The 26,356-nt window shown below is 64.7% G+C and carries 27 protein-coding genes and 1 riboswitch; of the genes, 8 read left to right on the plus strand and 19 right to left on the minus strand.

The features are described from left to right. Positions 1-29 precede the first annotated feature (29 nt). The gene (locus ACSQ27_RS03830; RefSeq protein ID WP_436154145.1) at positions 30-806 is read left to right on the plus strand and encodes a MipA/OmpV family protein; all 777 of its coding nucleotides are present in this window, start codon (positions 30-32) and stop codon (positions 804-806) included. A gap of 44 nt (positions 807-850) precedes the next feature. Here the strand turns inward: ACSQ27_RS03830 and ACSQ27_RS03835 are convergent, their stop codons facing one another. Next, the gene (locus ACSQ27_RS03835; RefSeq protein ID WP_436154146.1) at positions 851-1,402 is read right to left on the minus strand and encodes a DNA-3-methyladenine glycosylase; all 552 of its coding nucleotides are present in this window, start codon (positions 1,400-1,402) and stop codon (positions 851-853) included. A gap of 90 nt (positions 1,403-1,492) precedes the next feature. Here ACSQ27_RS03835 and ACSQ27_RS03840 point away from each other — a divergent pair, with 90 nt between their 5' ends. After that, complete coding sequence (locus ACSQ27_RS03840; RefSeq protein WP_436154147.1) at positions 1,493-2,071, plus strand: histidine phosphatase family protein; 579 nt, start codon at positions 1,493-1,495, stop codon at positions 2,069-2,071. A gap of 12 nt (positions 2,072-2,083) precedes the next feature. Here the strand turns inward: ACSQ27_RS03840 and ACSQ27_RS03845 are convergent, their stop codons facing one another. The 8 genes from ACSQ27_RS03845 to ACSQ27_RS03880 form a co-directional block, all read right to left on the minus strand. Continuing rightward, positions 2,084-2,962, minus strand: a complete 879-nt coding sequence (locus tag ACSQ27_RS03845) for a sugar phosphate isomerase/epimerase family protein (protein ID WP_436154148.1) — start codon at positions 2,960-2,962, stop codon at positions 2,084-2,086. A 15-nt stretch (positions 2,963-2,977) separates the two neighbouring features. Then, positions 2,978-4,165, minus strand: coding sequence for a dihydrodipicolinate synthase family protein (locus tag ACSQ27_RS03850; RefSeq protein ID WP_436154149.1), 1,188 nt, complete (start codon positions 4,163-4,165; stop codon positions 2,978-2,980). Between the two features lie 12 nt (positions 4,166-4,177). Next, a complete protein-coding gene (locus ACSQ27_RS03855; protein WP_436154150.1) occupies positions 4,178-5,341 on the minus strand; it encodes a Gfo/Idh/MocA family protein in 1,164 nt (387 codons plus the stop codon). A gap of 23 nt (positions 5,342-5,364) precedes the next feature. Continuing rightward, entirely contained in the window at positions 5,365-6,795 is a 1,431-nt protein-coding gene (locus tag ACSQ27_RS03860; protein ID WP_436154151.1) for an enolase C-terminal domain-like protein, read from the minus strand. Positions 6,796-6,806: 11 nt separating this feature from the next. Beyond that, complete coding sequence (locus ACSQ27_RS03865; RefSeq protein WP_436154152.1) at positions 6,807-7,586, minus strand: ABC transporter ATP-binding protein; 780 nt, start codon at positions 7,584-7,586, stop codon at positions 6,807-6,809. A gap of 29 nt (positions 7,587-7,615) precedes the next feature. After that, entirely contained in the window at positions 7,616-8,632 is a 1,017-nt protein-coding gene (locus ACSQ27_RS03870) for an ABC transporter substrate-binding protein (RefSeq protein ID WP_436154153.1), read from the minus strand. An 82-nt stretch (positions 8,633-8,714) separates the two neighbouring features. Next, the gene (locus ACSQ27_RS03875; protein WP_436154154.1) at positions 8,715-9,488 is read right to left on the minus strand and encodes an ABC transporter permease; all 774 of its coding nucleotides are present in this window, start codon (positions 9,486-9,488) and stop codon (positions 8,715-8,717) included. Positions 9,489-9,634: 146 nt separating this feature from the next. Then, positions 9,635-10,282, minus strand: coding sequence for a TetR family transcriptional regulator (locus ACSQ27_RS03880; RefSeq protein WP_436154155.1), 648 nt, complete (start codon positions 10,280-10,282; stop codon positions 9,635-9,637). A 174-nt stretch (positions 10,283-10,456) separates the two neighbouring features. Between ACSQ27_RS03880 and ACSQ27_RS03885 the strand changes: the two genes are divergently transcribed. The 3 genes from ACSQ27_RS03885 (at position 10,457) to ACSQ27_RS03895 (ending at position 13,299) form a co-directional block, all read left to right on the plus strand. Next, on the plus strand, positions 10,457-10,765 hold the full coding sequence (locus ACSQ27_RS03885) for a hypothetical protein (protein ID WP_436154156.1): 309 nt from the start codon (positions 10,457-10,459) through the stop codon (positions 10,763-10,765). A gap of 150 nt (positions 10,766-10,915) precedes the next feature. Next, entirely contained in the window at positions 10,916-12,637 is a 1,722-nt protein-coding gene (locus ACSQ27_RS03890) for a thiamine pyrophosphate-binding protein (RefSeq protein WP_436154157.1), read from the plus strand. 38 nt (positions 12,638-12,675) lie between these two features. Then, positions 12,676-13,299 (plus strand): HAD family hydrolase, encoded by a 624-nt coding sequence (locus ACSQ27_RS03895; RefSeq protein ID WP_436154158.1) that lies wholly within the window; start codon positions 12,676-12,678, stop codon positions 13,297-13,299. Between the two features lie 84 nt (positions 13,300-13,383). Here the strand turns inward: ACSQ27_RS03895 and ACSQ27_RS03900 are convergent, their stop codons facing one another. From ACSQ27_RS03900 to yedA, 7 genes are all read right to left on the minus strand, one after another. After that, positions 13,384-15,021: an ABC transporter substrate-binding protein gene (locus ACSQ27_RS03900; RefSeq protein ID WP_436154159.1), complete on the minus strand. Its 1,638-nt coding sequence runs from the start codon at positions 15,019-15,021 to the stop codon at positions 13,384-13,386. A gap of 134 nt (positions 15,022-15,155) precedes the next feature. Further along, positions 15,156-16,178, minus strand: coding sequence for a peptide ABC transporter ATP-binding protein (locus ACSQ27_RS03905; RefSeq protein WP_436154160.1), 1,023 nt, complete (start codon positions 16,176-16,178; stop codon positions 15,156-15,158). After that, entirely contained in the window at positions 16,175-17,191 is a 1,017-nt protein-coding gene (locus ACSQ27_RS03910; RefSeq protein WP_436154161.1) for an ABC transporter ATP-binding protein, read from the minus strand. The genes ACSQ27_RS03905 and ACSQ27_RS03910 overlap by 4 nt, the downstream gene beginning before the upstream one ends. A gap of 10 nt (positions 17,192-17,201) precedes the next feature. After that, the gene (locus tag ACSQ27_RS03915) at positions 17,202-18,101 is read right to left on the minus strand and encodes an ABC transporter permease subunit (protein ID WP_436154162.1); all 900 of its coding nucleotides are present in this window, start codon (positions 18,099-18,101) and stop codon (positions 17,202-17,204) included. Then, positions 18,098-19,108 (minus strand): ABC transporter permease subunit, encoded by a 1,011-nt coding sequence (locus ACSQ27_RS03920; protein ID WP_436154163.1) that lies wholly within the window; start codon positions 19,106-19,108, stop codon positions 18,098-18,100. The genes ACSQ27_RS03915 and ACSQ27_RS03920 overlap by 4 nt, the downstream gene beginning before the upstream one ends. Positions 19,109-19,537: 429 nt before the next feature. Then, positions 19,538-19,996, minus strand: coding sequence for an SWIB/MDM2 domain-containing protein (locus ACSQ27_RS03925; protein ID WP_122956824.1), 459 nt, complete (start codon positions 19,994-19,996; stop codon positions 19,538-19,540). A 108-nt stretch (positions 19,997-20,104) separates the two neighbouring features. After that, entirely contained in the window at positions 20,105-21,028 is a 924-nt protein-coding gene (yedA, locus tag ACSQ27_RS03930) for a drug/metabolite exporter YedA (protein WP_436154164.1), read from the minus strand. 92 nt (positions 21,029-21,120) lie between these two features. On the opposite strand from yedA, the gene ACSQ27_RS03935 reads away from it, so the two are divergent. Further along, positions 21,121-21,612 carry an Lrp/AsnC family transcriptional regulator gene (locus ACSQ27_RS03935; RefSeq protein WP_007873193.1) on the plus strand — a complete coding sequence of 164 codons (492 nt, stop codon included), beginning with the start codon at positions 21,121-21,123 and terminating at the stop codon, positions 21,610-21,612. Then, positions 21,609-22,136, plus strand: coding sequence for a ribonuclease E activity regulator RraA (gene rraA / locus ACSQ27_RS03940; protein WP_436154165.1), 528 nt, complete (start codon positions 21,609-21,611; stop codon positions 22,134-22,136). The genes ACSQ27_RS03935 and rraA overlap by 4 nt, the downstream gene beginning before the upstream one ends. Positions 22,137-22,231: 95 nt before the next feature. On the opposite strand, the gene ACSQ27_RS03945 is transcribed toward rraA, so the two are convergent. The 3 genes from ACSQ27_RS03945 to ACSQ27_RS03955 all read right to left on the minus strand — a co-directional run bounded on the left by ACSQ27_RS03945 (position 22,232) and on the right by ACSQ27_RS03955 (position 23,987). After that, a complete protein-coding gene (locus ACSQ27_RS03945) occupies positions 22,232-23,047 on the minus strand; it encodes a sulfite exporter TauE/SafE family protein (protein WP_436154166.1) in 816 nt (271 codons plus the stop codon). Between the two features lie 383 nt (positions 23,048-23,430). Beyond that, positions 23,431-23,751, minus strand: a complete 321-nt coding sequence (locus ACSQ27_RS03950) for a cell division protein ZapA (RefSeq protein WP_436154167.1) — start codon at positions 23,749-23,751, stop codon at positions 23,431-23,433. Beyond that, the gene (locus ACSQ27_RS03955) at positions 23,748-23,987 is read right to left on the minus strand and encodes a DUF904 domain-containing protein (protein ID WP_436154168.1); all 240 of its coding nucleotides are present in this window, start codon (positions 23,985-23,987) and stop codon (positions 23,748-23,750) included. Before ACSQ27_RS03955 ends, ACSQ27_RS03950 begins: the two co-directional genes overlap by 4 nt. Before the next feature lie 46 nt (positions 23,988-24,033). Then, positions 24,034-24,321: riboswitch (cobalamin riboswitch) on the plus strand. Between the two features lie 83 nt (positions 24,322-24,404). Between ACSQ27_RS03955 and ACSQ27_RS03960 the strand changes: the two genes are divergently transcribed. Further along, positions 24,405-26,354 (plus strand): TonB-dependent receptor domain-containing protein, encoded by a 1,950-nt coding sequence (locus ACSQ27_RS03960; protein WP_436154169.1) that lies wholly within the window; start codon positions 24,405-24,407, stop codon positions 26,352-26,354. The last annotated feature ends 2 nt before the right edge of the window (positions 26,355-26,356 follow it).

Here is a 26,356-nt window from a genome sequence, read left to right on the forward strand (position 1 = left end):
AACGGGAGGCCAGCCCTATACTGATTTTTATGAGCCACACCCGGTACGCGACGGCCTTTTTAGCTCGTGCCCTGCTGGGTGCCGTGTGCCTGCTGCCCATGCTGGCCGGCGCGCAGATCGCGCCGCTGAAGTACGAACTGAGCGGCGACATCGGCGGCGCCGTCTACGGCACACAGAGCGTGATCCGCAGCAAGGGCAACGAGACCCGTTTGCTGCCCTACGGTTTTTTTGACTACGGCCGCCTCGCCGTGCGCGTGGACACCCTGAGCCTGAAGACCGTGAAATTCGGTTACGGCTACCTGGAGTTCGCGGGCCGTGTCAGCCAGGACGGCTGGCGCGCCGACACCGCTGCGCTGTCGGGCCTGAAGGATCGCAAGACACCGATCCCGCTGGGCATAGGCACCTTCCAGGAAACGCCTTACGGCGCGCTGTTCCTGAACGCCTTTGTCGACGCGAACAAGTCGCACGGAACATTGCTGGAGGCCACCTACGCGGCGGAGTTCAAGCTCGGAAGCTGGTCTTTCTTTCCGCAGGTGGGGCTGGAATACAGCAATGCCCAATACAACAACTACCTTTACGGCGTCAGCGCGGCGGAGTCGGCCGCCAGCGGCTTCTCGGTGTACAGCGCGGGTGCTTCCACCGCGCCTGTGCTGGGCCTGGGGGTGGACGTGCCGCTGGGCGAACCGTGGACGCTGACCATGCAGCTGCGCCGCAAGTGGCTGGATTCGTCGGTGCGTAACAGCCCGCTGCTGAGCCGCCGCACGCAGGACACTGGTTATATCGCGGTGTCCTACCGCTTCCGCTAGACAAGCCGGCCAAACATTGGGCGATGGCCTTAGCCATTCCGGTTCTAGCGGAAAGGCCGGCTCAGGAAGCGTGAGCCTTCCAGCCCGAAGCGCCAGGGCTGCTCCATGGCCTTTGAAATGCCGATGCGCGGGCCGCTGACGATGCGCGGCCGTCCGGCCGCGTGCAGCAGTTCAAAAGGCGGCAAGGTGATGCTAAGGCCGTTGTGCTCACGCGTAATCCCCAGCGCCTGGCCCACCCGCCCGGGCCCCGCGCACAGCAGGCGCGCATCGTCCAGCCCGCGCCGCTGCCGCATCTGGTCCAGCCCGGCCAGCGGCTCGATGGCGCGTATCAGCACCCCGGCGCCGTGGCCTTCCTCACGGCAGACGATGTTCAGGCACCAGTGGATGCCGTAAGAGCGGTAGACATAGACATGGGCCGGCGGGCCGAACATGACCGCGTTGCGCGGCGTCGGTCCGGAAAAGCTGTGCGAGGCTGGGTCCTCACGGTCGTAGGCCTCGGTCTCGACGATGCGCCCGCCGACCCCGTCGACCAGCAGGATGGCGCCTATCAGCCGGCGCGCAACGGTGGGCGAAGAAGCCAGAAAATCAAGGGTCATGTCGTCAGGTCGCGGCGTCTGAGTGCCCCACCGTATCACAGGGGCAAATGGCGCGGCGTAGCATGGCCGAAAACCCATGGAGCTGGCGCTATGACCCTGAGCCGAACTTCTCGCTTGCTGGCCTTGGCGGCGGCGCTGGTGTGGGCGCCGTTCGCACTGGCGGATGAAGCCTTGTGGACGCTGCTCAAGGGCGGCGGCCAGGTGGTGCTGATCCGGCATGCCCTGACGACGCCCGGTGTCGGCGACCCCGACGGTATGAAGCTCGACGATTGCAGTACACAACGCAACCTGAGCGATGAAGGCCGCGCGCGTGCGCGGCAACTGGGCGAAGCCTTCCGCCAGCACGGCGTTGTCGTCGGGCGGTTGCTGTCCAGTCCGTGGTGCCGGTCCATCGAGACGGCGAAGCTGGCCTTCGGGACAAAACCCGAACTGGCGCCGGCCCTGGGCAATCTCTTTGGCCGCAGTGCGGAGGCCGACCGGCAACTGGCCGGCCTTCGGCCCCTGGCCGGCCAGAAACCCCTCAACGGCAATACGGTGATGGTGTCGCACGGCTCGACCATTGCCGCCCTGACCGGCATATCGCCGGACACAGGCGAGATGGTGGTGCTCACGCCGCAGGGCGGCGGCCGTTTCAAGGTGGCGGGCCGCATGACGGCCCACACACCCTGAGCCGCGCACCGCTCATACCGCGCTGCGGTGCCTTGCGATGCAGGTCTCCAGCACCTCGCCCGTATCGCGCTGCCACCAGTTGCCGGTTGAAAAAATCTCCACCTCGCTGTAGCCTGCAAAGCCCTGGGCTTCCACCCAGCCGCGGATTGTCGGGATGGCTATGACGCCGTCGCCCATCATGCCGCGGTCGTTGAGCAGGTCCGTCGTCGGCGTCAGCCAGTCGCAGACGTGAAAGGCCAGCAGCCGCTCCTTGCCGGCGCGCCGGATCTGGGCTTCCAGCTTCGGATCCCACCACACGTGATACACATCCACCGCGACACCCAGCGCGCCTGTCTTTGAAGGGTCGAGCGCATCGCAGACATCGAGCGCATGTTCCAGGGTATTGATGCAGGCGCGGTCGGCCGCATACATGGGGTGCAGCGGTTCGATGGCCAACGGCATCTTGCTGGCCCTGGCGTACTCCAGCAAGGCAGCAATACCATCATGCACCTGGCTGCGCGACAGCGCGATGTCCTTGTGCGCCGCCTTGCCGGCCAGCGCGCCGGGCAGGCCTCCCACCACCAGCACCAGGCAGGCGGCGTTCAGTTCGCAGGCCTCGTCGACGGCGCGGCGGTTGTCGTCATGCGCCGCTTTGAGGCCGGCCGCATCGGCCGCGGGAAACATGCCGCCCCGGCAGTAACCCGAAAGTTCAAGTCCGTGGGTTTTGACGAGTTTTGAGATTACCGACAGTCCGGCTGCGGCCACCTGGTCGCGCCAGGGCGAGACCGCGCGTATGCCACGCGCCGCGCAGGCTTCGAGGATCTCCGTCAGTGGCTGCTCGACGCCCCGGCTTTTGCGCACGGTCGCGGTGTTGATGGAGAGCCAGCGGTGGTCTTGGGAAAAGTCGCGCATCGCTGCCTTTGGGTATCAGGCCTCGACGCCATGTATCGCGAGCAATGTCTTCATGCGTCGCACCGCCAACTCGGGTTGCTCCAACAGATCGGCCGCATCGGCCAGGCGAAACAGTTCCGCAAGATGCTGCAGCGAACGCGTGCTCTGCTGGCCGCCCACCATCGTGAAGTGCTTCTGGTGGCCGTTGAGCCAGGCCATGAAGACCACGCCGGTTTTGTAAAAGCGCGTGGGCGCGGCGAAGATGTGGCGCGACAGCGGTACCGTGGGGCCTAGGATGGCGTGAAAGGCGTCGACATTGCCTTTGGCGAGTTCGCCGAGGGCTGCGCTCGCGGCCGGTGCGATGGCATCAAAGATGCCCAGCAAGGCATCGCTCTGGCCGTGCGTCGCCTCCTTGCCGACACCGTCGCCGGCAATCAGCTCGGCGTAGTTGAAGTCGTCGCCGGTGTACATGCGCACGCCTGCGGGAAGCCTGCGACGCATGGTGATTTCCTTGTCCTTGTCGAGCAGCGAGATCTTGATGCCGTCGACTTTGTCGGGGTTGGCGTTGATGATGCCGAGCGCGGTATCCATGGCTTTTTCGACATTACCGCTGCCCCAATAGCCGGCCAGCGCCGGGTCGAACATGTCGCCCAGCCAGTGCAGCACCACCGGTTGTTTTGCCTGGCTCAGGATGCGGTCGTAAACACGTTCGTAGTCGGCCGGGCTTTTGGCGACGCGGGCCAGTGCGCGGCTGGCCATCACGATGAGCTTGCCGCCGAGTTTTTCAATCGCGGCCATCTGCTCTTCATAGCCCGCGATGACTTCGTCGACGGTCTTGACGTTTTCCAGCACCAGATGGTCGGTGCCGCACCCGGAGGCCACCAATGCACCCGGCATGTCTTTGGCGGCGTCCAGTGAACGGCGTATCAGTTCCAGCGAGGTCGGCCAGTCCAGGCCCATGCCGCGCTGGGCGGTGTCCATGGCCTCGGCCACGCCCAGGCCCAGCGACCACAGGTGGCGGCGGTAGGCGATGGTGGCGTCCCAGTCGATGGCGCAATGGATCCAGGGGTCGACCGCTGCCAGCGGGTCGGCCACCACATGCGCGGCGGAATAGGCGATGCGGTTAAAACGCGTGCCCGGCGCGGGCCTGACCGGCGTGGTGCCGCGCAGCGTGTAAGGCTGCAGGCCGCCGCTGGCCTGGGGCAGGGTAAGTGTGAGCGTCATGGGGGAAATCCTTCAAACCTTGAGCTGCGGCACGTCGATCCAACGCCGCTCTTTCCAGCTTTGCAGGGCCGCCTCGACCAGCTGCACGCCCTTGGCGCCTTCGGGCAGCGTCCACTTGTAGGGTTCGTTTTCCACCACGTGGCGAATGAAGTGTTCCCACTGGATCTTGAAGCCGTTGTCGTAGGTCTGGGTGTCCGGCACTTCCTGCCACTGGTCAGAGAAATTCATCGTCTGCTTCTCGTCCGGGTTCCAGACCGGGCGTGGCGTGTTGACGCGCGACTGGGCCTTGCAAGAGGAGAGGCCGGCAACGGCTGAGCCGTGTGTGCCGTCGACGTGGAAGGTGACCAGGTCTTCGCGGTTCACGCGCGTGGCCCAGGACATGTTCATCTGGGCGATGACGGGTTCGCCGCCGTGGCCTGTGAGTTCGGCCGTGGCATAGGCCGCATCGTCGGCGGTGGCCTTGTAGGGCTTGCCGGCTTCGTCCCAGCGCTGGGGGATGTGCGTGGCACCTATGCAGGAAATGGACTTGACTTCGCCGAACAGGTTGTCCAGCACGTAGCGCCAGTGGCACATCATGTCCAGGATCATGCCGCCGCCGTCTTCGGTGCGGTAGTTCCAGGAGGGGCGCTGGATCGGCTGCAGGTCGCCCTCGAACACCCAGTAGCCAAACTCCAGGCGCACCGACAGCATCTTGCCGAAGAAACCGGCGCGGCGCAGCATGTCGAGCTTGCGCAGGCCGGGCAGGAAAAGCTTGTCTTGCACGGCGCCGTGTTTCAGGCCGGAGTTTTCGGCCAGGCGGGCGATCTCGACGGCTTCGTTGAGGTTGGTGGCGATCGGTTTTTCGCAGTAGACGTGTTTGCCGGCGCGTATGGCCTTGGCCAGCAGGGTGGGGCGCATTTGCGTGGTGCCGGCGTCGAAGAAGATCGTGTCGTCCTTGTTCTTCAAGGCCTCGTCGAGGTCGGTTCCCCAGCGCGTGATGCCGTGGGCCTTGGCCAGGGCCTCGATCTTTTCGGCGTTGCGGCCTATCAGGATGGGGTCGGGCATCGCCTTGCCGCCGCTGGAAAGCGTGACGCCGCCCTGTTTGCGGATCGCGACGATGGAGCGGATCAGGTGCTGGTTCATGCCCATGCGCCCGGTCACGCCGTGCATGATGATGCCGAGTCGTTGTGTGCTCATGTGTGTTTCCTTGTTGCGGAGGTTTAGTAGCCGGAACGCATCGCGTCCCAGGAAATATGGCCGCCGGCCTGGCCGGTGGCGAAGCCGGGGCCGTCGAGCGAGCCCAGGGGAATCTGCCCGCCCTTGATGCGCAGCCGCACGGCGTCGAAGCTGTACTCGTAGAGCGTGTCGTGCGCGAGCAGCAGGTTTTGCTGCTCGGCCTCGGGGGCGGCCATCAGCCCGTTGACGTAGTGGTGGCCGTTGCGTTCCACATGCGCCAGGCCCAGCCAGCTGACCAGCGCCAGGTCCTGCTGCACGCCCAGGCCGGCCTGCATGGTCAGGTCTTCGCCGGAGAGGAAGTAGGGCGCGCCGGGCGAGGTCTGGTTCCACAGTGCGCAGCGCGCGGCGTTGATGACCGACTTGTAGAAGCCCTTGCAGCTCTTGCTGGAGACACCGGTGTAGCCCAGCGCCCTGGCCTGCACAAAGGCGTCCAGCGTGGCGTCGGATTCATCCACCAGCAGGGGAATCTGCCTGGCCAGAGCCGACACGTCCTGCGCCAGCGCCTGGTCGCGGCGCAGCGGTTGTTCCACAAAAGCAGTGCAGGCCAGCAGCGGCGCGAGTTGGGGGTCGGCGGTGAACTGCGCGAAAAAGTCGGCGAAGGCGCCGGCGCTGGCGTATTGCTCGTTACCGTCCAGCGTGATGACGCGCGCCACGCCTTCCAGCACGTGGCTGATCGCCGTCAGGCGCACCATGTCCGCTTCGGTGTCGCCGCTGAGCTTGATCTTGAAATGGCGGTGGCCGTAGCGCGTGATGGCCGACTCCAGCGAGGTGGGCAGGCCGTCGGCGGGATCCTGTGCCGGTTTTTCCGCATGGGTGATCGCATCGGCCAGCCCGACGGTGTGCCGCGCCGCGATCTGTTTTCGCGGCATCTGCAGCGACAGGAAGCGCGCCATGTCGAAATCGCGCAGGTCGGCGGCCAGGCCGCTGCCGCGCAGGTCCATGCCGGCCGCATTGGCACTCATGCCCGCGGCAAAGCTGCAATTGAGCTTGAGCAGCAGCGCGTCAAGGATTGCGCGGTCCAGCAGGGCGGGGCCGTAGCTGGCGGCCAATGGGTTCAGGCCGGCCGCCGCGCCGCTGGCCAGCAATGCGGTGTAGTGATCGGCGAAGTGCTGCCAGGCGGTCCTGGCCGAGGTATCGGCGCAGTAGGCGGCGCGGGCGGCCGTGAGCGCATCGCGCAGTTGCTGGAAGTTGTCTTCGTTGGACAAGGCCGGATTTTTATCGAACCACTTCGGGATCATCATTTCCGCCGCGCATCCCTCAGAGGTCGACCCGTCGGTGAAGCGTATGCGGGCCCGCGCATAGACCTGGGGGCAGGACGTCACGGTGGCCGCGCCAAAACGGAAGGGCAGGCGCAGCACCACGTCGCGCTCGGAAAAGCGGATGTCGTCGATCCGGAAACGAAGAGGCTCGTCCATGGCGTTCGGCTTCAGTGGTCCAGCGTGCCCTGCGAATAGAAATGCGCGCGTACCTTCCCGGCATAGACCGCGAACTCGGGCGAGCCCATCATGTCCAGCGTGCGCGGGCGCGGCAGGTCGATGTCGTAGATGGCGGCAATGGAACCCGGCCGCTCGCTCATGACGATGACGCGATCGGACAGGAACACGGCCTCGGGAATGCTGTGGGTGATCAGCAGCACGGTTTTTTTCGAAGCCGACCAGATGCGCTGCAACTCCAGGTTCATCTTCTCGCGCGTCATTGCATCCAGCGCGCCGAAGGGCTCGTCCATCAGCAGGACCGAGGGGTCGTGCAGCAGCGCCCGGCAGATCGAAGCGCGCTGCTGCATGCCGCCCGACAGCTGCCAGGGGTATTTGTTTTCAAATCCCTTGAGGCCGGCCATCTCTATCAACTGCATCGCCTTGGCCAGCGCCTGCTCCTTGGGCATATGGCGCATTTCGGCCTGCAGCAGGATGTTTTTGAGCACCGTGCGCCAGGCCAGCAGCACCGCGCTCTGGAACACGATGCCCACGTCTTTCTGCGGCCCGTTAATGGGCTTGCCCGCCAGGGTCAGCGTGCCGCCCGAGATGGGCAGCAGGCCGGCCACCATTTTCAGCAGCGTGCTTTTGCCGCAGCCCGAAGGCCCGACGACGGAGATGAATTCGCCTTCGCGTATCGAAAAATCCAGGGGCTTGAGCGACTCGACCGGGCCGTCCTTGGTCTGGTAGGTCTTGGAGACACCGCGGGCTTCTATCAGGTGGTCGTTGAGCATGGATGCGATACGCCTTCTTCAGTTCTTCTTCAGTTCGCTGGAAGAAAGTCGAGATTCACATAGTCCTCCGGCTTGCCGCGCGTGGAGGCATCCATGCCGCCGTATTGCACCAGCAGGTCCAGCGAGTCGCTGACGTTTTTCATGGTGACGCGGAAAGGGCGCTGGTTGGCGGTTTCCTTGGTGTGGTACAGCGCCACGCTTTGTTTCATGCCGACGATCAGCGTGTCGCGCACGCCGGCCTTGGGGTTGGCCTTGAGCATCGCGTCGACGGCCGCTTCAGGGCTTTTCTCGGCGGCTTCGGCGGCGCGTGTCGAGGCGCGCATAAAGCGTTTGACCAGGTCGGGGTTCTCGGTCAGCAGGTTTTTGTTGGCGATGATGCCGGAGCTGATCTGGTTGATGCCCGAGTCGGCGAAGCGTATCGGGTAGACCTGCTTGCCGGTGGCGTCCTGCAGCTTGATGGCCTGATCCATCACATAGCCGAGCAGCAGGTCGGCCTGGCCGTTCATCACGGCATTGAGCTTGGTCTGGCCGTCGCCCGAGACGATCTTGACCTGGTCGGCCTGGATGTTGTTGACCTTGAGGAAGAGCGGCCACATCTGCGACATCGAGTCACCCGGCGTGGTGGCCACCGTCTTGCCGATGATGTCCTTGGGCGAGCGGATGTTCTTGTCGGCAAAGCCCATGACCGACATGGGGCTCACCTGGAACAGCACGCCGGTGGACTTGAGCGGCGCGCCCTTGGCGGCGGCCTTGATCATGGTGGTGACGTCGATGTAGCCGAAGGTGGCCGACTTGGCCGCTACGGCCTGGGCGGTGACGGCCGAGCCGCGGCCTTCCTGGATGTCGAGGTCTATGCCTTCCTCGGCGTAGAAGCCGCGCTCCTTGCCCAGGAAAAAGGGTGCGTGTTCGCTGTAGAGGTACCAGTTGAGCATCAGCGTGACTTTTTCGGGCGCCTTGGTCTGCGCCTGCGCGGGGGCCGCCAGGGTCAAGGTCAGCGCCAGCGCGCCCGCGGTGGCGGTGAGCAAAGAGGGAAAGCTTTTTTTCATGATGTGTCTCCTGGGGTTGCCGGTGATTGAACGTGGATAGGGAGCGTGAACGAACGAAAAGAACGGGAAAGACTGGAAGAGCTCAGAACACCTGGCGCTGCGAGGCATGCCAGGGAATCATCAGCCGCTCGACCAGGTCTATGGCCGCGAACAGCAGCACGCCGATGGAGGACAGCACCACCAGCGCGGCGAACATCAGCGGCAGGTCGAAGTTGCCGTTGGCCACCTGCAGCACGTAGCCGATGCCGGAGTTCGAGCCGACGAATTCGCCGACCACCGCACCCACCACGGCCAGCGTGATGGAGACCTTGAGGCCGCTGAAGATGGCGGGCAGGGCTTGCGGCAGGCTGATCTTGAAAAAGGTCTGCAGGCGGCTGGCGCCCATGGAGCGCGCCAGGTCCAGCATGTCGGGCTCGACTGACTTGAAACCCATGACGGTGGACACCACGACCGGGAAAAAGCCCAGCAGGAAGGCCGAGATGATCTTGGGAAAGATGCCGAATCCGAACCACACGACAAACAGCGGCGCGATCGCAACCTTGGGAATGCTTTGCGAAAACACCAGCAGCGGGTAGACATAGGACTCGACGACGCGGGAGTAGGCGATCACCATGGCCAGCGGAATGCCGATGAGGATGGTGAGCGCGAAACCGCCCAGCGTGGCCTGGGTGGTCTTCCAGCTTTCACGCAACAGGCGGTTCCATTCGGACACCAGCTGCTCCACGACCTGCTCGGGACGGGGGATCAGGTAGGCCGGGATCTTGAAGACGCGTATGGCCAGGTCCCACAGCACCAGCAGCAGGATGATCAGCAGGAAGGGCCTGAGTGCCGGTAACAGCAGCAACTTGCGCAGCATCGGATAAGTCTCCTGGTTGCCATGCGGCATGGCGCCGCGGGCCGGCACGTCCGTATGTAACTATATGGTGAATTGTTGAGGCTGAGCTGGGGACTGTCAACGGCCCCTAGGGAAACTCCGGGGGTGGGCGGCGTGCGGGCCGGCGCTCAGTGCATCACGTAGCCGAGCACCATGTCCGTCATGTGCGACAGGCGCTGGGCCATGGCCTTGGGGGCGCGCAGATCACGCCCGAAGATGGTCGAGAGCGTCTGGTTGTTGGAGAGGTAGAAGTAACAGATCGATGCAATCGAGATGTAGAGCTGGATGGGGTCTATGCCGGCCCGGAACAGCGCCTGGCGGCGCCCGCGCTCGAGCACCGTGTCCAGCATCTGCACCAGCGGCGAGTTCATTTCCTGGATGCGCGAGGACTTCTTCAGGTGCGCCGCGTTGTGCTGGTTTTCACTGTTGAGCAGCGAGATGAACTCGGGGTGCTCGAGGTAGTAGTGCCAGGTGAAAGAGACCAGCTCGCGTATGGCCTCGACCGGGTCCATCTCGTCAAGGTGCAGCTTCTGCTCGGCCGCGCGTATGTCGGCGTAGGTGTTCTCCAGCACCGCGAGGAAGAGGTCGTCCTTGCTCTTGAAATAGTAATAGATCAGGCGCTTGTTGATGTCGGCGCGCTCGGCGATGCGGTCGACCCGGGCGCCGGCCAGGCCGTAGAGCGCGAACTCGTCGCGCGCCGCCAGGAGTATGGTTTGCTGCGAGCGGTCCGCATCGCGTGAGCGGGGTTCCTGCGCGGATGAAGAAGTGGCTGCCATGTTGCAAATTTAACTGTTTGGTGAATTAATGCAAGCCTGTTAACCCTGAATTGAAAAAGCCACGGGACGATGGATTGTCTGTGCACTATCGTTACAGGCGCCGTCGCCGCATAATGAACGAAGCAGGCTTTGGCCATTCGCGCCCACGCCGCACTGCAAGCCAAGGAGGCCGCCATGAGCAATTCAGACACTCCCAAAGACGGTGACTTTGCGCACTGGGTTGAAGAAAAATCCGAAGCGCTGAAATTCAAGCTTGGCGAAACATTCCCCGTGCCGCCCACGATTCTTGGTTCACCCACGGTGCATGCCGAGACCGGACGGCAGAAGCTCGAGGAAGTGTTGCTCGAGCACGAAGAACCCACGCAGGAATTCCTCGACGAACTGGCAGCCCTGGAAGCGGCCCCTCCGCTCAGCGACGAGGAACTGGCTCGCCAGGCCTTAGCCGCTGGCGGCAGCGATGGCGACGCCGCCACACCTGAATAAGCACAGCGCTCGAAGCTGGGCCCTCTTCATGCAAGCCGGGGCCGCGGAACCGGCTTTGCCGGGCCGCAGGCGCAGCGCCCCCTCGGGGGGCAGCGATCCACACGAAGTGGGGGAGCGTGGGGGCTTCATTCCAGCGGCACAATAGTCTGTATGACGACATCCCAACTTGCCGGCCACCTTTTAGTCGATTGCCTTCTGGCCCAGGGCGTTACCCACGCATTCGGCGTGCCCGGTGAAAGCTACCTGGCCGTGCTCGACGGCCTGCATGCGCGCCAGGGCAAGATCCAGTTTGTCACCTGCCGGCAGGAGGGCGGCGCGGCCTTTATGGCCGAGGCCCACGGCAAGCTGACCGGCCGGCCCGGCGTGTGCATGGTCACGCGCGGACCGGGCGCCACCAACGCCTCCATTGGGGTGCACACGGCCTTCCAGGATTCGACGCCCATGGTGCTGCTGGTGGGCGACGTGGCCAGCGACTGCCGCGACCGCGAGGCCTTCCAGGAGGTGGATTATTTCAACTTCTTCGGCCCCAGCACCAAGGGGTTTGCCAAACGCGTGGAGCGCATCGACGACGCCGACCGCATTCCCGAATACGTGGCGCGCGCCTTCGCCACCGCGATGAACGGCCGCCCCGGCCCGGTGGTGCTGGTGCTGCCGGAAGACATGCTGACGCGCATGACGGCCGCGCAGCCGCTGCCGCGCGTGGAGGCGGTGCAGGCCTGGAGCGACCCGGGCTCACTGCGTACGCTGCGCGAGATGCTGCTCAAGTCCGAGCGCCCGCTGATCATCGCCGGCGGCGGCGGGTGGACGCCGCAGTCGGCACAGGCGCTGCAGCGCTTCGCCGAAAACTGGAAGCTGCCGGTGGGTAATGCCTTCCGCTTCCAGGACACCTTTGACAACCACCACCCGCTTTACGCCGGCGACGTGGGCATAGGCCTGAGCCCGAAGCTGGCCGCGCGCGTGAAGGCCAGCGACCTGATCATCGCCATAGGCCCGCGCCTGGGGGAAATGACGACCGGCAACTACACGCTGCTTGAAGCGCCGCGGCCAAAGCAGAAGCTGGTGCACATCCACTCGAGCGCCGAAGAACTCAACCGCGTCTACCAGGCCGACCTGGCGATCAACGCCACGATGAACGCCGCCGCGCGCTCGTTGGAGGTGCTGACGGCGCCGGTGAACGTGGCCTGGGAAGCCTGGACGGCGTCGGCGAACGAGGACTACCTGGAGAACCTCCAGCCCACGCCTTCGGCCAATCTGCCGGGCGACATCGACATGCCGGCCATCGTCGGCCTGCTGCAAAAGCATTTGCCGGCGGACGCGGTGCTGACCAACGGCGCGGGCAACTTCGCGAGCTGGGTGCACCGCTTCTTCAAGCACCACGGCCTGGTCAAGGGCCACAAGACGCAGCTGGCGCCCACGGTGGGCGCCATGGGCTACGGCGTGCCGGCGGGCATTGCGGCGGCCATCACGACGGGCCGCACGGCTTTCACGATTGCCGGCGATGGCGACTTTTTGATGAACGGCCAGGAGCTGGCCACGGCCGTGCAGCATGGCGCCAAAAGCATCATCGTGCTGCTCAACAACGGCATGTACGGCACCATACGCATGCACCAGGAAAGGGAGTACCCGACGCACGAAAGTGGTTCACGCCTGAACAACCCCGACTTCGCCGGCCTGGCGCGTGCCTACGGCTATGCCGGGGTGCGCATCACGCGCACCGCCGAGTTCGAAGCTGAGCTGCTGGCGGCCCTGGAACGCAAAGAGGGCACGGTGATCGAGGTGACGCTGGACCCCGAAGTCATCACCACGCGCGGCACGCTGTCGGCGATCACCACGGCGGCTACCGCGCGGCTCGCCGGCGGCTCGGGTCTTTGATCCGGCGGACTGGTTCACGAACGGCAAAGAGCAACGGTATGAACGTGGTCTTCGATTTCGGCGCGGTGCTGTTCGAGTGGCAACCGGCCGAGCTTTTACGCACCCACCTGAGCCATGTCACGCCGACGGCCGAGGCGGCCCGGAAGCTGGCGGCGGACATGTTCCACCATGAGGACTGGGCGGCCTTCGACCGCGGTACGCGCGAGTTGCCCGATGTGGTGGCGTCCATGGCGCGGCGGCTGGCCTTGCCGGCCGACTTGCTGCATGGGTTTCTCGCGCCCATCGGGGAGCGCCTGTTGCCCATTGAGAGCACAGTGGCTTTGCTGGAGCAGTTGCAGCAGCGCCGCGGCAGCCGGGGCGACGTGCAGCTCTATTACCTTTCCAACATGCCATCGCCTTTTGCGCGAGTCCTGGAAAGCCGGCACGACTTCCTGCGCTACTTTGATGGTGGCATCTTCTCCGGCGACGTGAAATTGGCCAAACCCGACCCGGCGATCTTCGCGCTGCTGGCCGAGCGTTATGGGCTGGTGCCGGCCGACACGCTGTTCATCGACGATTTGGCCGCCAATGTCGCCGCGGCCCGGCAACTGGGCTGGCGGACCATCCACTGCACGGCACCCGCCGGCTTGCCGGCCCAGGTGGCGGCATTGTTACCTGCCTGAGCTCCCATAAAAAAAGGCCGGGTCACCCCGGCCTTTTTTTATGGAAAGCCGCCTCATGACAAGGCGGCCTCAAACCATGAAGGATTACTCCTTGATGTCCACAGCGTAGAAGTTGTGGCGGCCGAACGGGCTGTTCTTGTAGCCGATCACGCTCTTGCGGATGGGTTTCAATTGCACCGCGTGGGCGATGGTGAACCAGGGAGCCTGTTCCTTGAAGATGACCTGGGCCTGCTGGTAGAGCTTGATGCGCTCTGCAGGGTTGGTCACGGTCTTGGCTTTCAGGACCAGGTCTTCATAAGGCTGGTAGCAGAACTTGGCGATGTTGGAACCGCTGGCCGACTGGGCCGAAGCGCAGCCGAGCAGGGTGTACATGAAGTTGTCAGGATCGCCGTTGTCGCCGGTCCAGCCCAGCATGCCCATCTGGTGCTCGCCGGCCTGCAGGCGCTTGCGGTACTCGCCCCATTCGAAGCTCTTGATCTCGGCGGTCACACCGACCTTGACCAGGTCAGCCTGCATCAACTCGGCGATGCGCTTGGCATTCGGGTTGTACGGGCGCTGCACGGGCATGGCCCACAGGTCGGTGGTGAAGCCGTTGGGGAAACCGGCCTGGGCCAGCAATTTCTTGGCGGCTTCGGGGTTGTACTCGTCGTCCTTGATGGCGTTGTTGTACGCGGCCATGGTCGGCGGGATCGGGTTCTTGGCGGCGACGCCGGTGCTCAGGTACACGCCGTCAACAATGGCTTTCTTGTTGATCGCCATGTTGATGGCCTTGCGCACGCGCACGTCGTCAAACGGTTTCTTGGTCGTGTTGTAGGCGAGGTAGCCCACGTTCAGGCCGGCCTGCTCGACGATGGTGACGTTGGAATCCTTGCGGATCGCGTCCAGGTCGGCGGGGTTGGGGTAAGGCATGACCTGGCATTCGTTCTTCTGCAGCTTGGCCCAGCGGACCGATGCGTCAGGCGTGATCGAGTACACGAGGTCGTCGATCTTGGCCTTGCCGCCCCAGTACTGAGGGAAGGCCTTGTAGCGGATGACCGCGTCTTTCTGGTACTGCACCAGGTAGAAGGGACCGGTGCCGACCGGGTCCTGGTCGATTTTTTCCGGCGTGCCGGCCTTGAGCATGGCGTCGGCGTATTCCTTGGACTGGACGGCCGCGTAAGGCATGGCCAGGTTGGCGAGGAAAGGCGCTTCAGGCTGGTTCAGCGTGATCTTGATGGTGAGGTCGTTGACTTTATCCACCGATTTGATCAGCTTGGGCATGCCCATGTCGCTGAAGTAGGAGTGGTTGGGGCTGGTGACCTTGAAGAAGGCGTTGTCTTCCTTCCACTGGCGCTCGAACATGAACAGCACGTCGTCGGCATTGAAGTCGCGCGTCGGCTTGAAGGCCTTGTTGCTGGCATGCCATTTCACGCCCTTGCGCAGGTGGAAGGTGTATTCCTTGCCGTCGGCGGAAATGTCCCACTTCTCGGCCAGGCCGGGGACGACCTTGGTGCCGCCGTATTCGAATTCGACGAGGCGGTTGTAGACGGGTTCGTTGGCATCAAACGACGTACCCGTGGTGTTGACGCCGGGGTAGAAGTTTTCGGGGCTGCCTTCAGAGCAGAACACCAGCGTCTTCGCGGAGACGGGTGAAAGTGCCAGCAGCGCTGGCAGGGCAACGGCGCACAGCAATGCGCGCTGGACCGGACGGAGCCGGCTCGCACTTGGTTTGGTCTGAATCATTTGACGATCCCTTTGGAGGTTGATGCTGCTTCGCAGCGGGGCTTGCGGCCAGTTTGCACCACATTTGTGACGTGGTGCGCCCTGGTCATTAAAAAACGTGGCCTGAAACCGGTGCGGGAAGGCATGGTTTCAGGTCACGCAGTGAGAAAGTTTTCGGCATAGTGGCACGCCACCTGCCGGTCCCCAACTTCGCGCAGCTGCGGCCTTTCGGCGCGGCAGCGGTCGGTGACATGCGGGCAGCGGGTCGAAAAGACGCAGCCGGTGGGCGGGTTCAGGGGCGAGGGCAGCTCGCCCTTGAGCACGATGCGCTGCTTGACCCCGGTGCTGCCGGCCAGGCCCGGCGTGGAGGCCAGCAAGGCCTGGGTGTAGGGGTGCAGGGGCTTGTTGAACAGGGTGTTCTTCTCGCCTTGCTCGACCGCGTGGCCCAGGTACATCACCAGCACGTCGTGGGCGATGTGGCGCACCACGCCCAGGTCGTGCGAGATGAACAGGTAGGCCAGGCCCATGGACTGCTGCAGGTCGGCCAGCAGGTTGAGCACCTGGGCCTGGATGGAGACGTCGAGCGCGGACACGGGCTCGTCGGCCACCACCACGGTGGGGTTGAGCATCAGCGCGCGCGCGATGGCGATGCGCTGGCGCTGCCCGCCCGAAAACATGTGCGGGTAGCGGTCGTAGTGTTCGGGCCGCAGGCCCACCATGGCCAGCATGGCGCGGGCCTTCTGGGCGCGCTCTTCGGCGTTCAGGCTGGTGTTGATCTCAAGCGGAGCTTCGAGGATGGCGCCGATTTTTTTTCGCGGGTTCAGCGAGCCGTAGGGGTTCTGGAACACCAGCTGCACGGCCTTGCGCAGGCCCAGGCGCTGTTCACGCGGGGCGCCCACGGCGTCGATGCCGGTGATGCGCAGTTCGCCGCCCGTGGGGGTTTCGATCAGCGACACCATGCGGGCCAGCGTGGACTTGCCGCAACCGGACTCGCCGACGACGGCCAGGGTCTTGCCGGCGTGGACAGAGAAGGACACGCCGCCGACCGCCTGCAGGTGGTCGGACTTGCGCATGAAGCCGCGGCGGATCTCATAGACCTGCTTGAGGTTTTTGGCCTCGACGACGGGGCCCGCCGGCACGGCGTTGGCGGTGTTGGGGGTGATGGCAGCGGTACTCATTGCGCGGCCTCCACCAGCGGTGTGTCGCGCTCGATGTTGGCTTGGCGGCTCGGGTCGCCGAGCGGGTAGTGGCAACGCACCATGCCGTCCTTCCAGGCGCGCAGCAGCGGGCGCTCGTTGCGTGAATGCTCGGTGGCATAGGCGCAGCGTGGGGCGAACAGGCAACCGGTGGGTCGGTCGTAGAGGCCGGGCACCATGCCGGGAATGGTCGCCAGGCGCGCGCTGCCGTCGCTGCGCTCGGGCAGGGCCGACAGCAGGGCTTCGGTGTAGGGGTGTTGGGGCGTGTTGAAGAGGGCGTGCGCGCTTTGCTCTTCCATGATCTGGCCGGCGTACATGACGGCGATGCGCTGCGCCATTTCGGACACCACGCCCATGTTGTGCGTGATCAGCACCAGGGCCATGCCGCGCTCTTTCTGCAGGCTGCGCAGCAAATCGAGGATTTGCGCCTGGATGGTCACGTCGAGCGCCGTGGTCGGCTCGTCGGCGATCAGCAGGCGCGGGTTGCAGGCGATCGCCATGGCGATCATCACGCGCTGGTTCATGCCGCCCGAGAGCTGGTGCGGATAGGCCTTGAGGCGGCTTTCGGGCGAGTTGATGCCGACCTGTTCGAGCAATTCGATGGCCTTGCGCGTGGCGGCTTTCTTGTCCAGCCCCAGGTGCAGGCGCAGGGTTTCGGTGATCTGGAAGCCGACGGTGAAGCAGGGGTTCAGGCTGGTCGTCGGTTCCTGGAAGATCATCGCCACGTCTTTGCCGATGAGCTTGTTGCGCTCGCCTTGCGACAGCTTGAGGAGATCGTGGCCGGCGAAGCGCAGCTTGTCGGCTTTCACGCGGCCGGGGTAGGCCACCAGGCCCATCAGCGCCATCATGGTGACGCTTTTGCCGGAGCCGGATTCACCGACGATGCCGAGGACTTCGCCTTCTTCAAGCGACAGGCTGATGCCGTCGACGGCGTGCATCACGCCGTTTTGCGAGGGGAACTCGACGGAGAGGTTTTCTATTTCTAACAAAGCCATACGAAATCTTTCAGCGTTTCAATTTCGGGTCGAACGCGTCGCGCAGTCCGTCGCCCAGCAAATTGAAGGCCAGCACAGTGATCAAAATTGCGAGGCCGGGGAAGGTGACCACCCACCAGGCGCGCAGGACAAATTCGCGGGCGTCGGCCAGCATGGTGCCCCATTCGGGTGAGGGCGGCTGGGCGCCCAGGCCCAGGAAGCCCAGGGCCGCGGCGTCCAGGATGGCGGTCGAGACACCCAGCGAGGCCTGGACGATCAGCGGCGCCGTGCAGTTGGGCAGGATCTCGCTGAACATCAGGCGGATGCGGCTGGCGCCGCTCATGCGCGCGGCCGTCACGTAGTCGCGCGAGGTCTCGGCGATCACCGCGGCGCGTGTGATGCGCACGTAATGCGGCAGCACGACGATGGCCACGGCCAGCATGGCGTTCATCAGTCCGGGGCCGAGGATGGCCACGATCACGATGGCCAGCAGCAGGCTGGGCAGGGTCAGGATGATGTCCATCAGGCGCATCACCGCGATCTCGAAGATGCCCCGGAAAAAGCCGGCCAAGAGGCCCAGAACCGTGCCGACGATGACCGACAGCGCCACCACGGCCAGGCCGATGACCAGTGACAGCCGGGCGCCGTACATCAGGCGCGAGAGGATGTCGCGGCCGATGGCGTCGGTGCCCAGGGGGTAAGTCCAGGAGCCGCCTGTCTGCCAGGCCGGCGGCTTGAGGAACACGGCGTTGTTGGTGATGTTGGGCGCGTGCGGCGCCAGCAGCGGCGCGAAGAGCGCGAGCAGCAGCACGCCGATGACGATGACCAGGCCGATGACGGCACCGTTGTTGGCGCTGAAATAGTTCCAGAATTCGCGCAGCGGGTGCGGCGGCGCGGGGGCGGTAGCGGGTTTCAAGGTGGCCGTGCTCATCGCTGGTGCCTGATGCGTGGGTTGATGATGCCGTAGGTGATGTCCACCAGCAGGTTGACGGCCATGACGATGGCGCCCAGCAGCAGGATGCCGCCCTGCAGCACGGGATAGTCACGGCGGCTGATGGCTTCGATCAGCCACTTGCCGACACCGGGCCAGGAAAAAATGGTTTCGGTCAGGATGGCGCCGGTGAACAGCACGCCGACCTGCAGGCCGATCACGGTGACCACCGGGATCAGCGCGTTGCGCAGCGCATGCAGGGCCACCACGCGCAGGTTGGAAAGACCCTTGGCGCGTGCGGTGCGGATGTAATCCTCGCCCAGCACTTCCAGCATGGCCGAGCGCGTCATGCGCGCGATCACCGCCAGCGGATTGGTGCCCAGCACGATCATGGGCAATATCAGGTGCGAAGCCGCCGACCAGAACGCGCCCTTGTCTTCCGAGAGCAGCGAGTCGATCAGCAGAAAGCCCGTGGTGGGTTCGATGAAGTACTGCACCGACAGCCGGCCCGAGACCGGCGTCCAGCCCAGTTGCACCGAGAACAGCAGGATCAGCAGCAGGCCCCACCAGAAAATCGGCATGGAGTAACCCGTGAGGGACACCCCCATGACGCCGTGGTCGAGTATCGAGTTTCGCTTCACCGCCGCCAGGATGCCGGCCGGTATGCCGATCAGCAGCGCGAACAGGATCGCGCAGACGGCCAGCTCGATGGTGGCCGGAAACAGCGTGAGGAACTCGCGCAGCACGGGCTCCTGGGTGATCAGCGATTTGCCCAGGTCGCCCTTGAGCACGCGGACGATATAGATGCCGTACTGCACCATAACGGGCTTGTCCAGGCCGAATTCCTTGAGCAACTGGGCATGGCGCACCGGATCGATGCCGCGCTCGCCCGCCATGGTTTCGATCGGGTCTCCCGGCACCATGCGGATCAGGAAGAAGGCCAGCAGTGTCATCCCCAAAAAGGTGGGAATGATCAGGCTCAGACGGGTAAAGATAAAGCGCAGCATTATCGCGGGATGCTAAAGCTGAAACGCGGGATGCTAAGGCAAGGCTTAGCGCTGGCTAGGGAATTTCCGTCGCGAAAGCGACATGCGGGGCGCGCGGAAATTTCCGCCGCCTCCGTCTTCAAATGCAGTGGCATCAACATGGAGAAATTGTTCTGGTCAGTCTGGCCCGGGGCAGTGCCGCGGGGAATTTTTTATCTTAGCAACATTAGCATCATTTTTCGGCGCTGCCACCACCGGCGGGCTACCCAGTAACCCTATGGCATCAGCACGCCTACAGTGGCGCTTGCGCCGCTAATGAAGCGTATTTCAAAGGCAAAGGACTAATGCAGGATGCGTGCCAGAGGGTGGCCACCGCGCCGGGAGGCCGGCATACGGGGTGCATAAAAAAAGGCCGGTGAAACCGGCCTTTTTGAAATCGGCAGAAGCCGATTACTTGACGTGCTTGCCGATCAGGCCAGCCATCTCGAACATCGACACTTGCGCCTTGCCGAAAACGGCACGCAGTTTTTCGTCGGCGTTGATCATGCGCTTGTTGACCTTGTCCTGCAGGCCCTTGGATTTGATGTAAACCCACAGCTTGCTGACGATCTCGGTACGTGGCAGAGGCTTGTCGCCGACCACGGCTGCCAGTGCGGGGCTCAAGGTCAGCGCTTTCATGAACGCTGCATTGGGCGTACGCTTTTTGGCGGGCGCTTTTTTTGCTGCTGGCTTTTTGGCCGCAACCTTCTTGGCGGGAGCTGCTTTCTTCGCGGCTACCTTTTTCGCAGGCGCTGCTTTTTTCGCAGGAGCCTTCTTCGCAGGAGCTGCTTTCTTCGCAGCTACTTTCTTTGCCGGAGCAGCCTTTTTTGCAGGCGCTTTTTTAGCCGGTGCTTTTTTCGCAGTTGCCATGATTGATTTTCCTTCTAGAAGTTGATAAATCACCACACGGATAACTACTTCCTTGTGGCAATGCGGATGCTACTGGAGAAAAACGCAGTTTCCTAGTGAAAATCCACTTTATTTGCGCCTGGATGTTGCAGATTTACCTCTGAAAATCAGAAAAACGCCTGTGAGAATCACGCCGCAGGCGGCCCATTCGCTCCCTGTGACGTGCTCTCCGGCGAAAAAAGCGCCCAGGAAAATCGCGATCAAGGGGTTCACGAAGGCGTAGCTCGTGGCCACCGCGGGCGAGGCATTGGCCAGCAAATACAGGTAGGCGCTGAAGGCGATCAGCGAGCCGAACACCACGAGATAAAGCCAGGCGACGATCGCTTCGGGCTGCGCCGGCCAGTTCGCGGCAGCCTCGCGGTGCTCACCCAGTGCAAGAGAAATCAGCATCAACACCGCGCCACCGCACAACATTTCGCTGGCAAAGCCCGCAGGGCCGGAGGCCAGCGGCAGCCGCGTGGCCGACAACACCGAGCCCAGCGACCACAGCAGCGTGGCGCCTGCGATGCAGGCCAGCCCCACCGGCGCCGCGCCGAAACTGGCGCCCTGCACCAGCATCAGCACACCCGCCAGGCCCACGGCCATACCGATGAACTCCAGCCGGCTGGGCCGCTGGCCCAGCAGCAGGCCCCAGGCCGACACCAGCATGGGCACGATGGCGATGAAGGTGGCGATCAGGCCCGAGCCGATGTGGACTTCGGCCGAGGCCGTCAGTCCCATGCCGCCGCCCAGCATCAGCGTGCCGATGATGGCGGCGTTGGCCCATTCGCGCCGGCTCGGCAGCTTGTGCCCGCGCGCCAGCACCCAGGCCATCAGCAGGATGCCGGCGGCCAGGAAGCGCGTGCCCATCTGGAAGAAGGGCGGGAAGCTGATCAGCGCGAAGCGGATCGCCAGGTAGGTCGAGCCCCACACCAGGTAGCAGGCGAGCAGGGCGGGGACCAGGAGCGCCGGCGCCTTGCCGGCGGCGGGGGAGGAGATGAGTGCGGAGTTCATGCCGGGATGTTAGGTTGCCATGCGCGTGCAGGCCATGCAGAATTAACGGCAAAACCGCAACCGGCCTTTGAATTTAAAGCTTGAAACCCGACATGACCGAAACCACCGAATGGGACCACTACGACAGCCGCATCCTCGGCGAGCTGCAGCGCGACGCGCGCATCACCATGGCCGAGCTGGGCCGCCGCGTCCACCTGAGCCAGCCCGCGGTGACCGAGCGTGTGCGCAAGCTCGAGCTGGGCGGCGTGATCAAGGGCTACCGGGCCGAGGTCGACCTGGCGCGCCTGGGCTACGGCATACGCGCCATCGCCCGCGTGGGCAGGGTCGAATACGCCCGCGTGGTCAAGCTGATCGAGCAGACGCCCGAGGTCATCAATGCCTACAACGTCACCGGCGAGGACAGCTGGGTGCTCGAAATCGCGGTGATCGACGTCGCCCACCTGGACGCGGTGGTGACCAAGTTCTGCATCCTCACCGAAACCTCGACCTCCATCGTGCTTAACGCCCCCCGCGAAAACGCCGTCGTGCTGCCGGCCCGCCGCGAGGACATCAAACCCGTCATCAAGAAAGTCACCGGAAAATGAGTACAGCCGCCCCTTCGACTCCTGCCTCTCCCGCCACATTTGCCACCTGCGACCTCTGCGACCTGCACAAGGGCGACACCTCGGGCGCGTTCAGGGTGCTGCCGCCGGTGTTCCAGAGCTATGGCGGCGTCGGCAAGTTCTGCGGCCCCGTCGTCACCGTCAAATGTTTTGAGGACAACTCGCTGGTCAAGGCCGCGGTGGAGTCGCCCGGCGAGGCGCGTGTGCTGGTGGTGGACGGCGGCGGTTCGCTGCGCCGCGCGCTGCTGGGCGGCAACCTTGGCCTGGCCGCGGCGAAAAACGGCTGGGCCGGTGTGGTGATCGACGGCTGCGTGCGCGACGCCGCCGAACTGGCGCGCTGCCGGACCGGCATACGCGCCCTGGCCCTCATGCCCTTGCCCACGGAACGCCGGCAGGAAGGCCAGCGCGACGTTCCCGTCCAGCTCCAGGGCGTGCGCATCTATCCGGGCGACTGGCTTTATGCCGACGAGGACGGCATCGTCGTGATGCCGGCACCCGGGGTGTAATTCAAGCAGGGGCCGCGGGACTGGCTTTGCCAGACCGCAGGCGCAGCGCCCCCTCGGGGGGGGCAGCGCATTACACGAAGTGAAAAGCGTGGGGGCTAACCGTGAATGCCTTTGTAAAGCATGTAGGCCGCCAACACATAGAGGATGCTCGCGAACACCCGCTTGAGCTTGCCCACGGGCAGGTTGTGCGCGGCCTTGGCGCCCAGCGGCGCGGTGATGAAGCTGCACACGGCAATCACCACCAGGGCCGGCAGCCAGATGTAGCCGAAGGAGCTCTCGGGCAGGTTTTGCACGCTCTGCCCGCTGATCACGTAGCCCAGCACATTGGCCACGGCGATCGGGAAGCCCAGCGCGGCCGAGGTCGCCACCGCGCTGTGGATGGCCACGTTGCACCAGGTCATGAAGGGCACGCTGATGAAGCCGCCGCCCGCGCCGACCAGCCCCGACAGGAAGCCGATGAAGCCGCCGGCCGCGAACTGGCCCGCCGTACCCGGCATCTGCCGCGTTGGCTTGGGCTTTTTGTCCAGGAACATCTGCGTGGCGGAAAAGCTCACGAACAGGCCGAAGAAGATCGCCAGGTAGGAGCCCTTGAGCAGCGCGAACACGCCCAGGCTGCCGATGATGCTGCCGATCACGATGCCGGGGGCCAGCCGCTTGACGATGTCCCAGCGCACCGCGCCGCGCTTGTGGTGCGCGCGCACGCTGGAGATCGAGGTGAAGATGATGGTGGCCATGGACGTGGCGATCGCCATCTTGACGGCCAGGTCCGGTGCCACGCCGCGGTTGGACATGATGATGGTGATGAAGGGCACCATCAGCATGCCCCCGCCTATGCCCAGCAGTCCCGCGAGAAATCCGGTGCCGACGCCCAGTACGGCCAGTTCAACAATGAGGAGGGGTTCAAGCATCATGGGGTGTCAGGCATGGGGCCGCAGGCCTGCGGCGCTTCGCGGGGAAGCGCTGCGGTGCGGCGAGGTTGGAGGGAGGGGGGCGAGAGAGGGAGCAAGGCGAGGGCGCAAATAAGGTGTCTGCGAGTGCCACTGGACCGTCATCCTGAACCGGGGTTCAGGTGGGCGAGGGCAGTCGGGTTTCGGGTTCGTCTGACGCGAGACGATCACACCTGCCGGACAATTTACCAAGCCCGTGCTCGTAGAGCATTGGTTCAAGGAAATATAAAGCCCAATACGCATCGCAGACGCCTTCATTGTAGGCCTTTGCGGCCTCGCGCGGGGCGTGGTGAAGGTATCCGTTGAAGGAGGTCGGGCAAGGGCTGCGGCCAAAGGCGCGCCCGGCTTCAAAGCAGGCGGCCGTCCGTGCCCAGGGCGGTGTCCAGCCGCTGCAGCAGGGCCGCGAGCTGCGGGTTCTCGGCATTGCCCGCGGCGGGTGCGGCCGCCGGCGCGGGGGCGGCGCCCGGCGTACGTTCGGGAAGTTCAAACGCCAGATTCAGCGCCGCCAGCACCGCGATGCGGTCGCGCGCCTTGATCTTTCCGGCATCGCGGATCCGGCACATGGCCATGTCGACGCGGTTGACGGCGTCGAGCATGCGCGCATCGCCGTTTTCGGGGCAGCCCAGCAAATAGCTTTGGCCCATGATCTGCACTTCGAGCTGCTTCATGACTCGGTTCCCGCGGTGGTTTTGCTGCCGTGGCCGCTGCTTTCGGGCAGGCGTTCGAGCAGGGCGTCGACGCGGGCGCGGGCCGCGCCCAGGCGGGACTTGAGGGAGTCGCGCTCCTGCGTCAGCAGGCCGACCTGCTCCGCCAGCAGTTCGTTGGTGCGCTGCAATTCCTCGTAGCGCAGCAACAGCCGCTCGACGCGTTCGGTGATCTGGTCGATTTGGGTTTGGTTCGCCATGGCAAGCGTCATTGTAGGGTTTGCGGCATGACATCGGGAAGGGCCGCGTAGAATCGGCCCTGTTGGTGCCCGCAGTGTGGTTCACATGCTGCAGTTCAACGGGAAGCAGGAGAGCGTCAAAGCCAGGCACATCGGGTCAACCCTGATCGCCGGCGCCCAGACCCTCAACCTGCGCTGCCCCCGCAACGGTAAAACGGACGAATGCGCTTTCCGGCTTCACGCCAGAGCAAATTCAGCTTTCATCACTCGCCACTGAGCGCCTTGAACAAGCGCTTGGGAAGGCGATGAAGGTAGTTCCGTCAGCCCGGATACCGGCCAACAAGGTGAACGCGCACGTCCAGTCCCTGGGCTGGGCGTTTGTAACGCTCACACGCCGGCGGGGAAGCCGGCGAGGGCCCATTGCTGACTGTCTGATTCATGAAAATTGCTCCTCACGCACGCCTTGCCGTGTACCCGCCGGTGCTGGCCGCCGCATTTCCGCTGGCTTTTCTGGCCGCGTCTCCGGCGCTGTCCCAAACCGACCAAACAACCCAAATTGCCCAGGCCGCCCAGGTAGTCGCCCCGCGGCAGCTCACCGAAATGGTCGTGAGCGCCACGCGCAGCGCCCAGCCGATCGGTGACGTCGTCGCCGACGTCACCCTGATCGACCGCGAAACCATCGAACGCGCCGGCCCGGTCGGCCTGGCCGACATCCTGGCCCGGGTGCCGGGCGTGCAGATCACCCGCAACGGCGGCATAGGCGCGAACACCAGTGTCTTTGTGCGCGGCGGGGAAAGCCGCCACACCCCCGTCTTCATCGACGGCGTGCGGGTGGAGTCGCAGGCGACCGCCGGCGGCGCCTCCTGGAGCAATATCCCGATCGCGCTGATTGACCGGATCGAGGTCTTGCGCGGCCCCAGCAGCGCCGTCTATGGCTCCGACGCCGTGGCCGGCGTGATCCAGATTTTCACCAAGCGCGGGGAGGGCCCGTTTTCGCCGTCCGTGACGGTGGGTTACGGTTCCTACAACACCAGCCGGGTCGAGCTCGCCGCCAGCGGGTCGGCCGGTGCCTTCGACTACGCGCTGGGCCTGTCGCAGGGGCAGAGCGACGGCTTCAACGCCCGGACCATCGCGGCCCAGAACCCCGATGCCGACGGCTACAAAAGCCTGGGCGCCAACGCCAAGCTCGGTTTCCAGCTCAACCCCGACCACCGCATTGAAGCCAACGTGCTGCAAAGCCACACCGACTCCCAGTACGACGGCGGCCCCACCCGCGACTACCGCCGCATCAGCGACCTGCAGACCCTGGGCCTGCAGTGGGAGGCCAGATGGTCCGATCGCTACAGCACCAAGCTGGCCGTCACGCAAGGCACCGATTCCGGCGAAGAGGGCCTGAACGGCTCGACGCCGCAGATCTCCTACGACAGGAGCCGCATCAGCACGCTGCTGTTCCAGAACGAATACCGCCTGGGCGCGCACCTGCTGAGCGCCGCGCTGGAAAGCCGGCGCGACGTGTTCCGCCTGGTCGGCTCCACGGTCATCCCGGGAGGCGCGAGTGTCCTCAACAAGGACCGATCCCTCGACGGCGTGAGCCTGGGCTACGGCTGGAGCGGCGGCGCGCACACCGTGCAGCTCAACGCCCGCCACGACAGGGACAGCGAATTCGGCGGCAAGACCACCGGCTCCGCGGCCTATGCCTTCGCGCTCACGCCGCAGTGGAAGGCGTCCGCCTCCGCCGGCACCTCCTTCCGGGTGCCCACGCTGTACCAGCGTTTCAGCATCTACGGCAGTTCGACCCTGAAGCCCGAATCCGGCCGCAGCGTGGAGGCGGCACTCAAATACAGCCAGGGGACCTCGCAGTACGGCGTCACCGTCTACCGCAACCGCCTGACCAACCTGCTGAGCTTTGTCAACGGCAACGGCCCCTGCATCAACGGCGGCCCGCCAACCGTGCTGAGCAACCGCGCCTGCTATGCCAACACGGCGCAAGCCGAGTACACCGGGCTGACGCTCACGGCGGCCGAGACCCTGGGCAATGTCCGTATCCATGGCTCGCTCGATTTGCAGAACCCCAAGAACCGGGTCACCAACCGTACCCTGCAGCGCCGCTCGCGCCAGTACGGCACGCTGGGCGCCGAAATGCCGCTGGGCGGCTGGCAGCTCGCAACCGACCTGGTCATGGCCTCGCACGCCTTCGACAGCGACAACACCAACGTGGTGCTGCCCGGCTATTCTGTCGTGAACCTGAGCGCCACGACGGCGCTGTCGCGCGACTGGAAGCTGGCGGCCAAGCTGGAGAACCTGGCCGACAAGGTCTACCAGACCGCCAACACCTATGCCACCGCCCGGCGTACCCTGTACGTCGGTTTGACTTGGGCACCCCGGTAAAC

Origin of the sequence: Polaromonas sp. LjRoot131, assembly GCF_964252805.1 — a bacterium.
Taxonomy (GTDB): domain Bacteria; phylum Pseudomonadota; class Gammaproteobacteria; order Burkholderiales; family Burkholderiaceae_C; genus Polaromonas.

Coding starts and splice junctions, on each gene's coding strand:
- ACSQ27_RS03830 (WP_436154145.1), top strand. CDS start 30: ATGAGCCACACCCGGTACGCGACGGCCTTTTTAGCTCGTGCCCTGCTG.
- ACSQ27_RS03835 (WP_436154146.1), bottom strand. CDS start 1,402: ATGACCCTTGATTTTCTGGCTTCTTCGCCCACCGTTGCGCGCCGGCTG.
- ACSQ27_RS03840 (WP_436154147.1), top strand. CDS start 1,493: ATGACCCTGAGCCGAACTTCTCGCTTGCTGGCCTTGGCGGCGGCGCTG.
- ACSQ27_RS03845 (WP_436154148.1), bottom strand. CDS start 2,962: ATGCGCGACTTTTCCCAAGACCACCGCTGGCTCTCCATCAACACCGCG.
- ACSQ27_RS03850 (WP_436154149.1), bottom strand. CDS start 4,165: ATGACGCTCACACTTACCCTGCCCCAGGCCAGCGGCGGCCTGCAGCCT.
- ACSQ27_RS03855 (WP_436154150.1), bottom strand. CDS start 5,341: ATGAGCACACAACGACTCGGCATCATCATGCACGGCGTGACCGGGCGC.
- ACSQ27_RS03860 (WP_436154151.1), bottom strand. CDS start 6,795: ATGGACGAGCCTCTTCGTTTCCGGATCGACGACATCCGCTTTTCCGAG.
- ACSQ27_RS03865 (WP_436154152.1), bottom strand. CDS start 7,586: ATGCTCAACGACCACCTGATAGAAGCCCGCGGTGTCTCCAAGACCTAC.
- ACSQ27_RS03870 (WP_436154153.1), bottom strand. CDS start 8,632: ATGAAAAAAAGCTTTCCCTCTTTGCTCACCGCCACCGCGGGCGCGCTG.
- ACSQ27_RS03875 (WP_436154154.1), bottom strand. CDS start 9,488: ATGCTGCGCAAGTTGCTGCTGTTACCGGCACTCAGGCCCTTCCTGCTG.
- ACSQ27_RS03880 (WP_436154155.1), bottom strand. CDS start 10,282: ATGGCAGCCACTTCTTCATCCGCGCAGGAACCCCGCTCACGCGATGCG.
- ACSQ27_RS03885 (WP_436154156.1), top strand. CDS start 10,457: ATGAGCAATTCAGACACTCCCAAAGACGGTGACTTTGCGCACTGGGTT.
- ACSQ27_RS03890 (WP_436154157.1), top strand. CDS start 10,916: ATGACGACATCCCAACTTGCCGGCCACCTTTTAGTCGATTGCCTTCTG.
- ACSQ27_RS03895 (WP_436154158.1), top strand. CDS start 12,676: ATGAACGTGGTCTTCGATTTCGGCGCGGTGCTGTTCGAGTGGCAACCG.
- ACSQ27_RS03900 (WP_436154159.1), bottom strand. CDS start 15,021: ATGATTCAGACCAAACCAAGTGCGAGCCGGCTCCGTCCGGTCCAGCGC.
- ACSQ27_RS03905 (WP_436154160.1), bottom strand. CDS start 16,178: ATGAGTACCGCTGCCATCACCCCCAACACCGCCAACGCCGTGCCGGCG.
- ACSQ27_RS03910 (WP_436154161.1), bottom strand. CDS start 17,191: ATGGCTTTGTTAGAAATAGAAAACCTCTCCGTCGAGTTCCCCTCGCAA.
- ACSQ27_RS03915 (WP_436154162.1), bottom strand. CDS start 18,101: ATGAGCACGGCCACCTTGAAACCCGCTACCGCCCCCGCGCCGCCGCAC.
- ACSQ27_RS03920 (WP_436154163.1), bottom strand. CDS start 19,108: ATGCTGCGCTTTATCTTTACCCGTCTGAGCCTGATCATTCCCACCTTT.
- ACSQ27_RS03925 (WP_122956824.1), bottom strand. CDS start 19,996: ATGGCAACTGCGAAAAAAGCACCGGCTAAAAAAGCGCCTGCAAAAAAG.
- yedA (WP_436154164.1), bottom strand. CDS start 21,028: ATGAACTCCGCACTCATCTCCTCCCCCGCCGCCGGCAAGGCGCCGGCG.
- ACSQ27_RS03935 (WP_007873193.1), top strand. CDS start 21,121: ATGACCGAAACCACCGAATGGGACCACTACGACAGCCGCATCCTCGGC.
- rraA (WP_436154165.1), top strand. CDS start 21,609: ATGAGTACAGCCGCCCCTTCGACTCCTGCCTCTCCCGCCACATTTGCC.
- ACSQ27_RS03945 (WP_436154166.1), bottom strand. CDS start 23,047: ATGATGCTTGAACCCCTCCTCATTGTTGAACTGGCCGTACTGGGCGTC.
- ACSQ27_RS03950 (WP_436154167.1), bottom strand. CDS start 23,751: ATGAAGCAGCTCGAAGTGCAGATCATGGGCCAAAGCTATTTGCTGGGC.
- ACSQ27_RS03955 (WP_436154168.1), bottom strand. CDS start 23,987: ATGGCGAACCAAACCCAAATCGACCAGATCACCGAACGCGTCGAGCGG.
- ACSQ27_RS03960 (WP_436154169.1), top strand. CDS start 24,405: ATGAAAATTGCTCCTCACGCACGCCTTGCCGTGTACCCGCCGGTGCTG.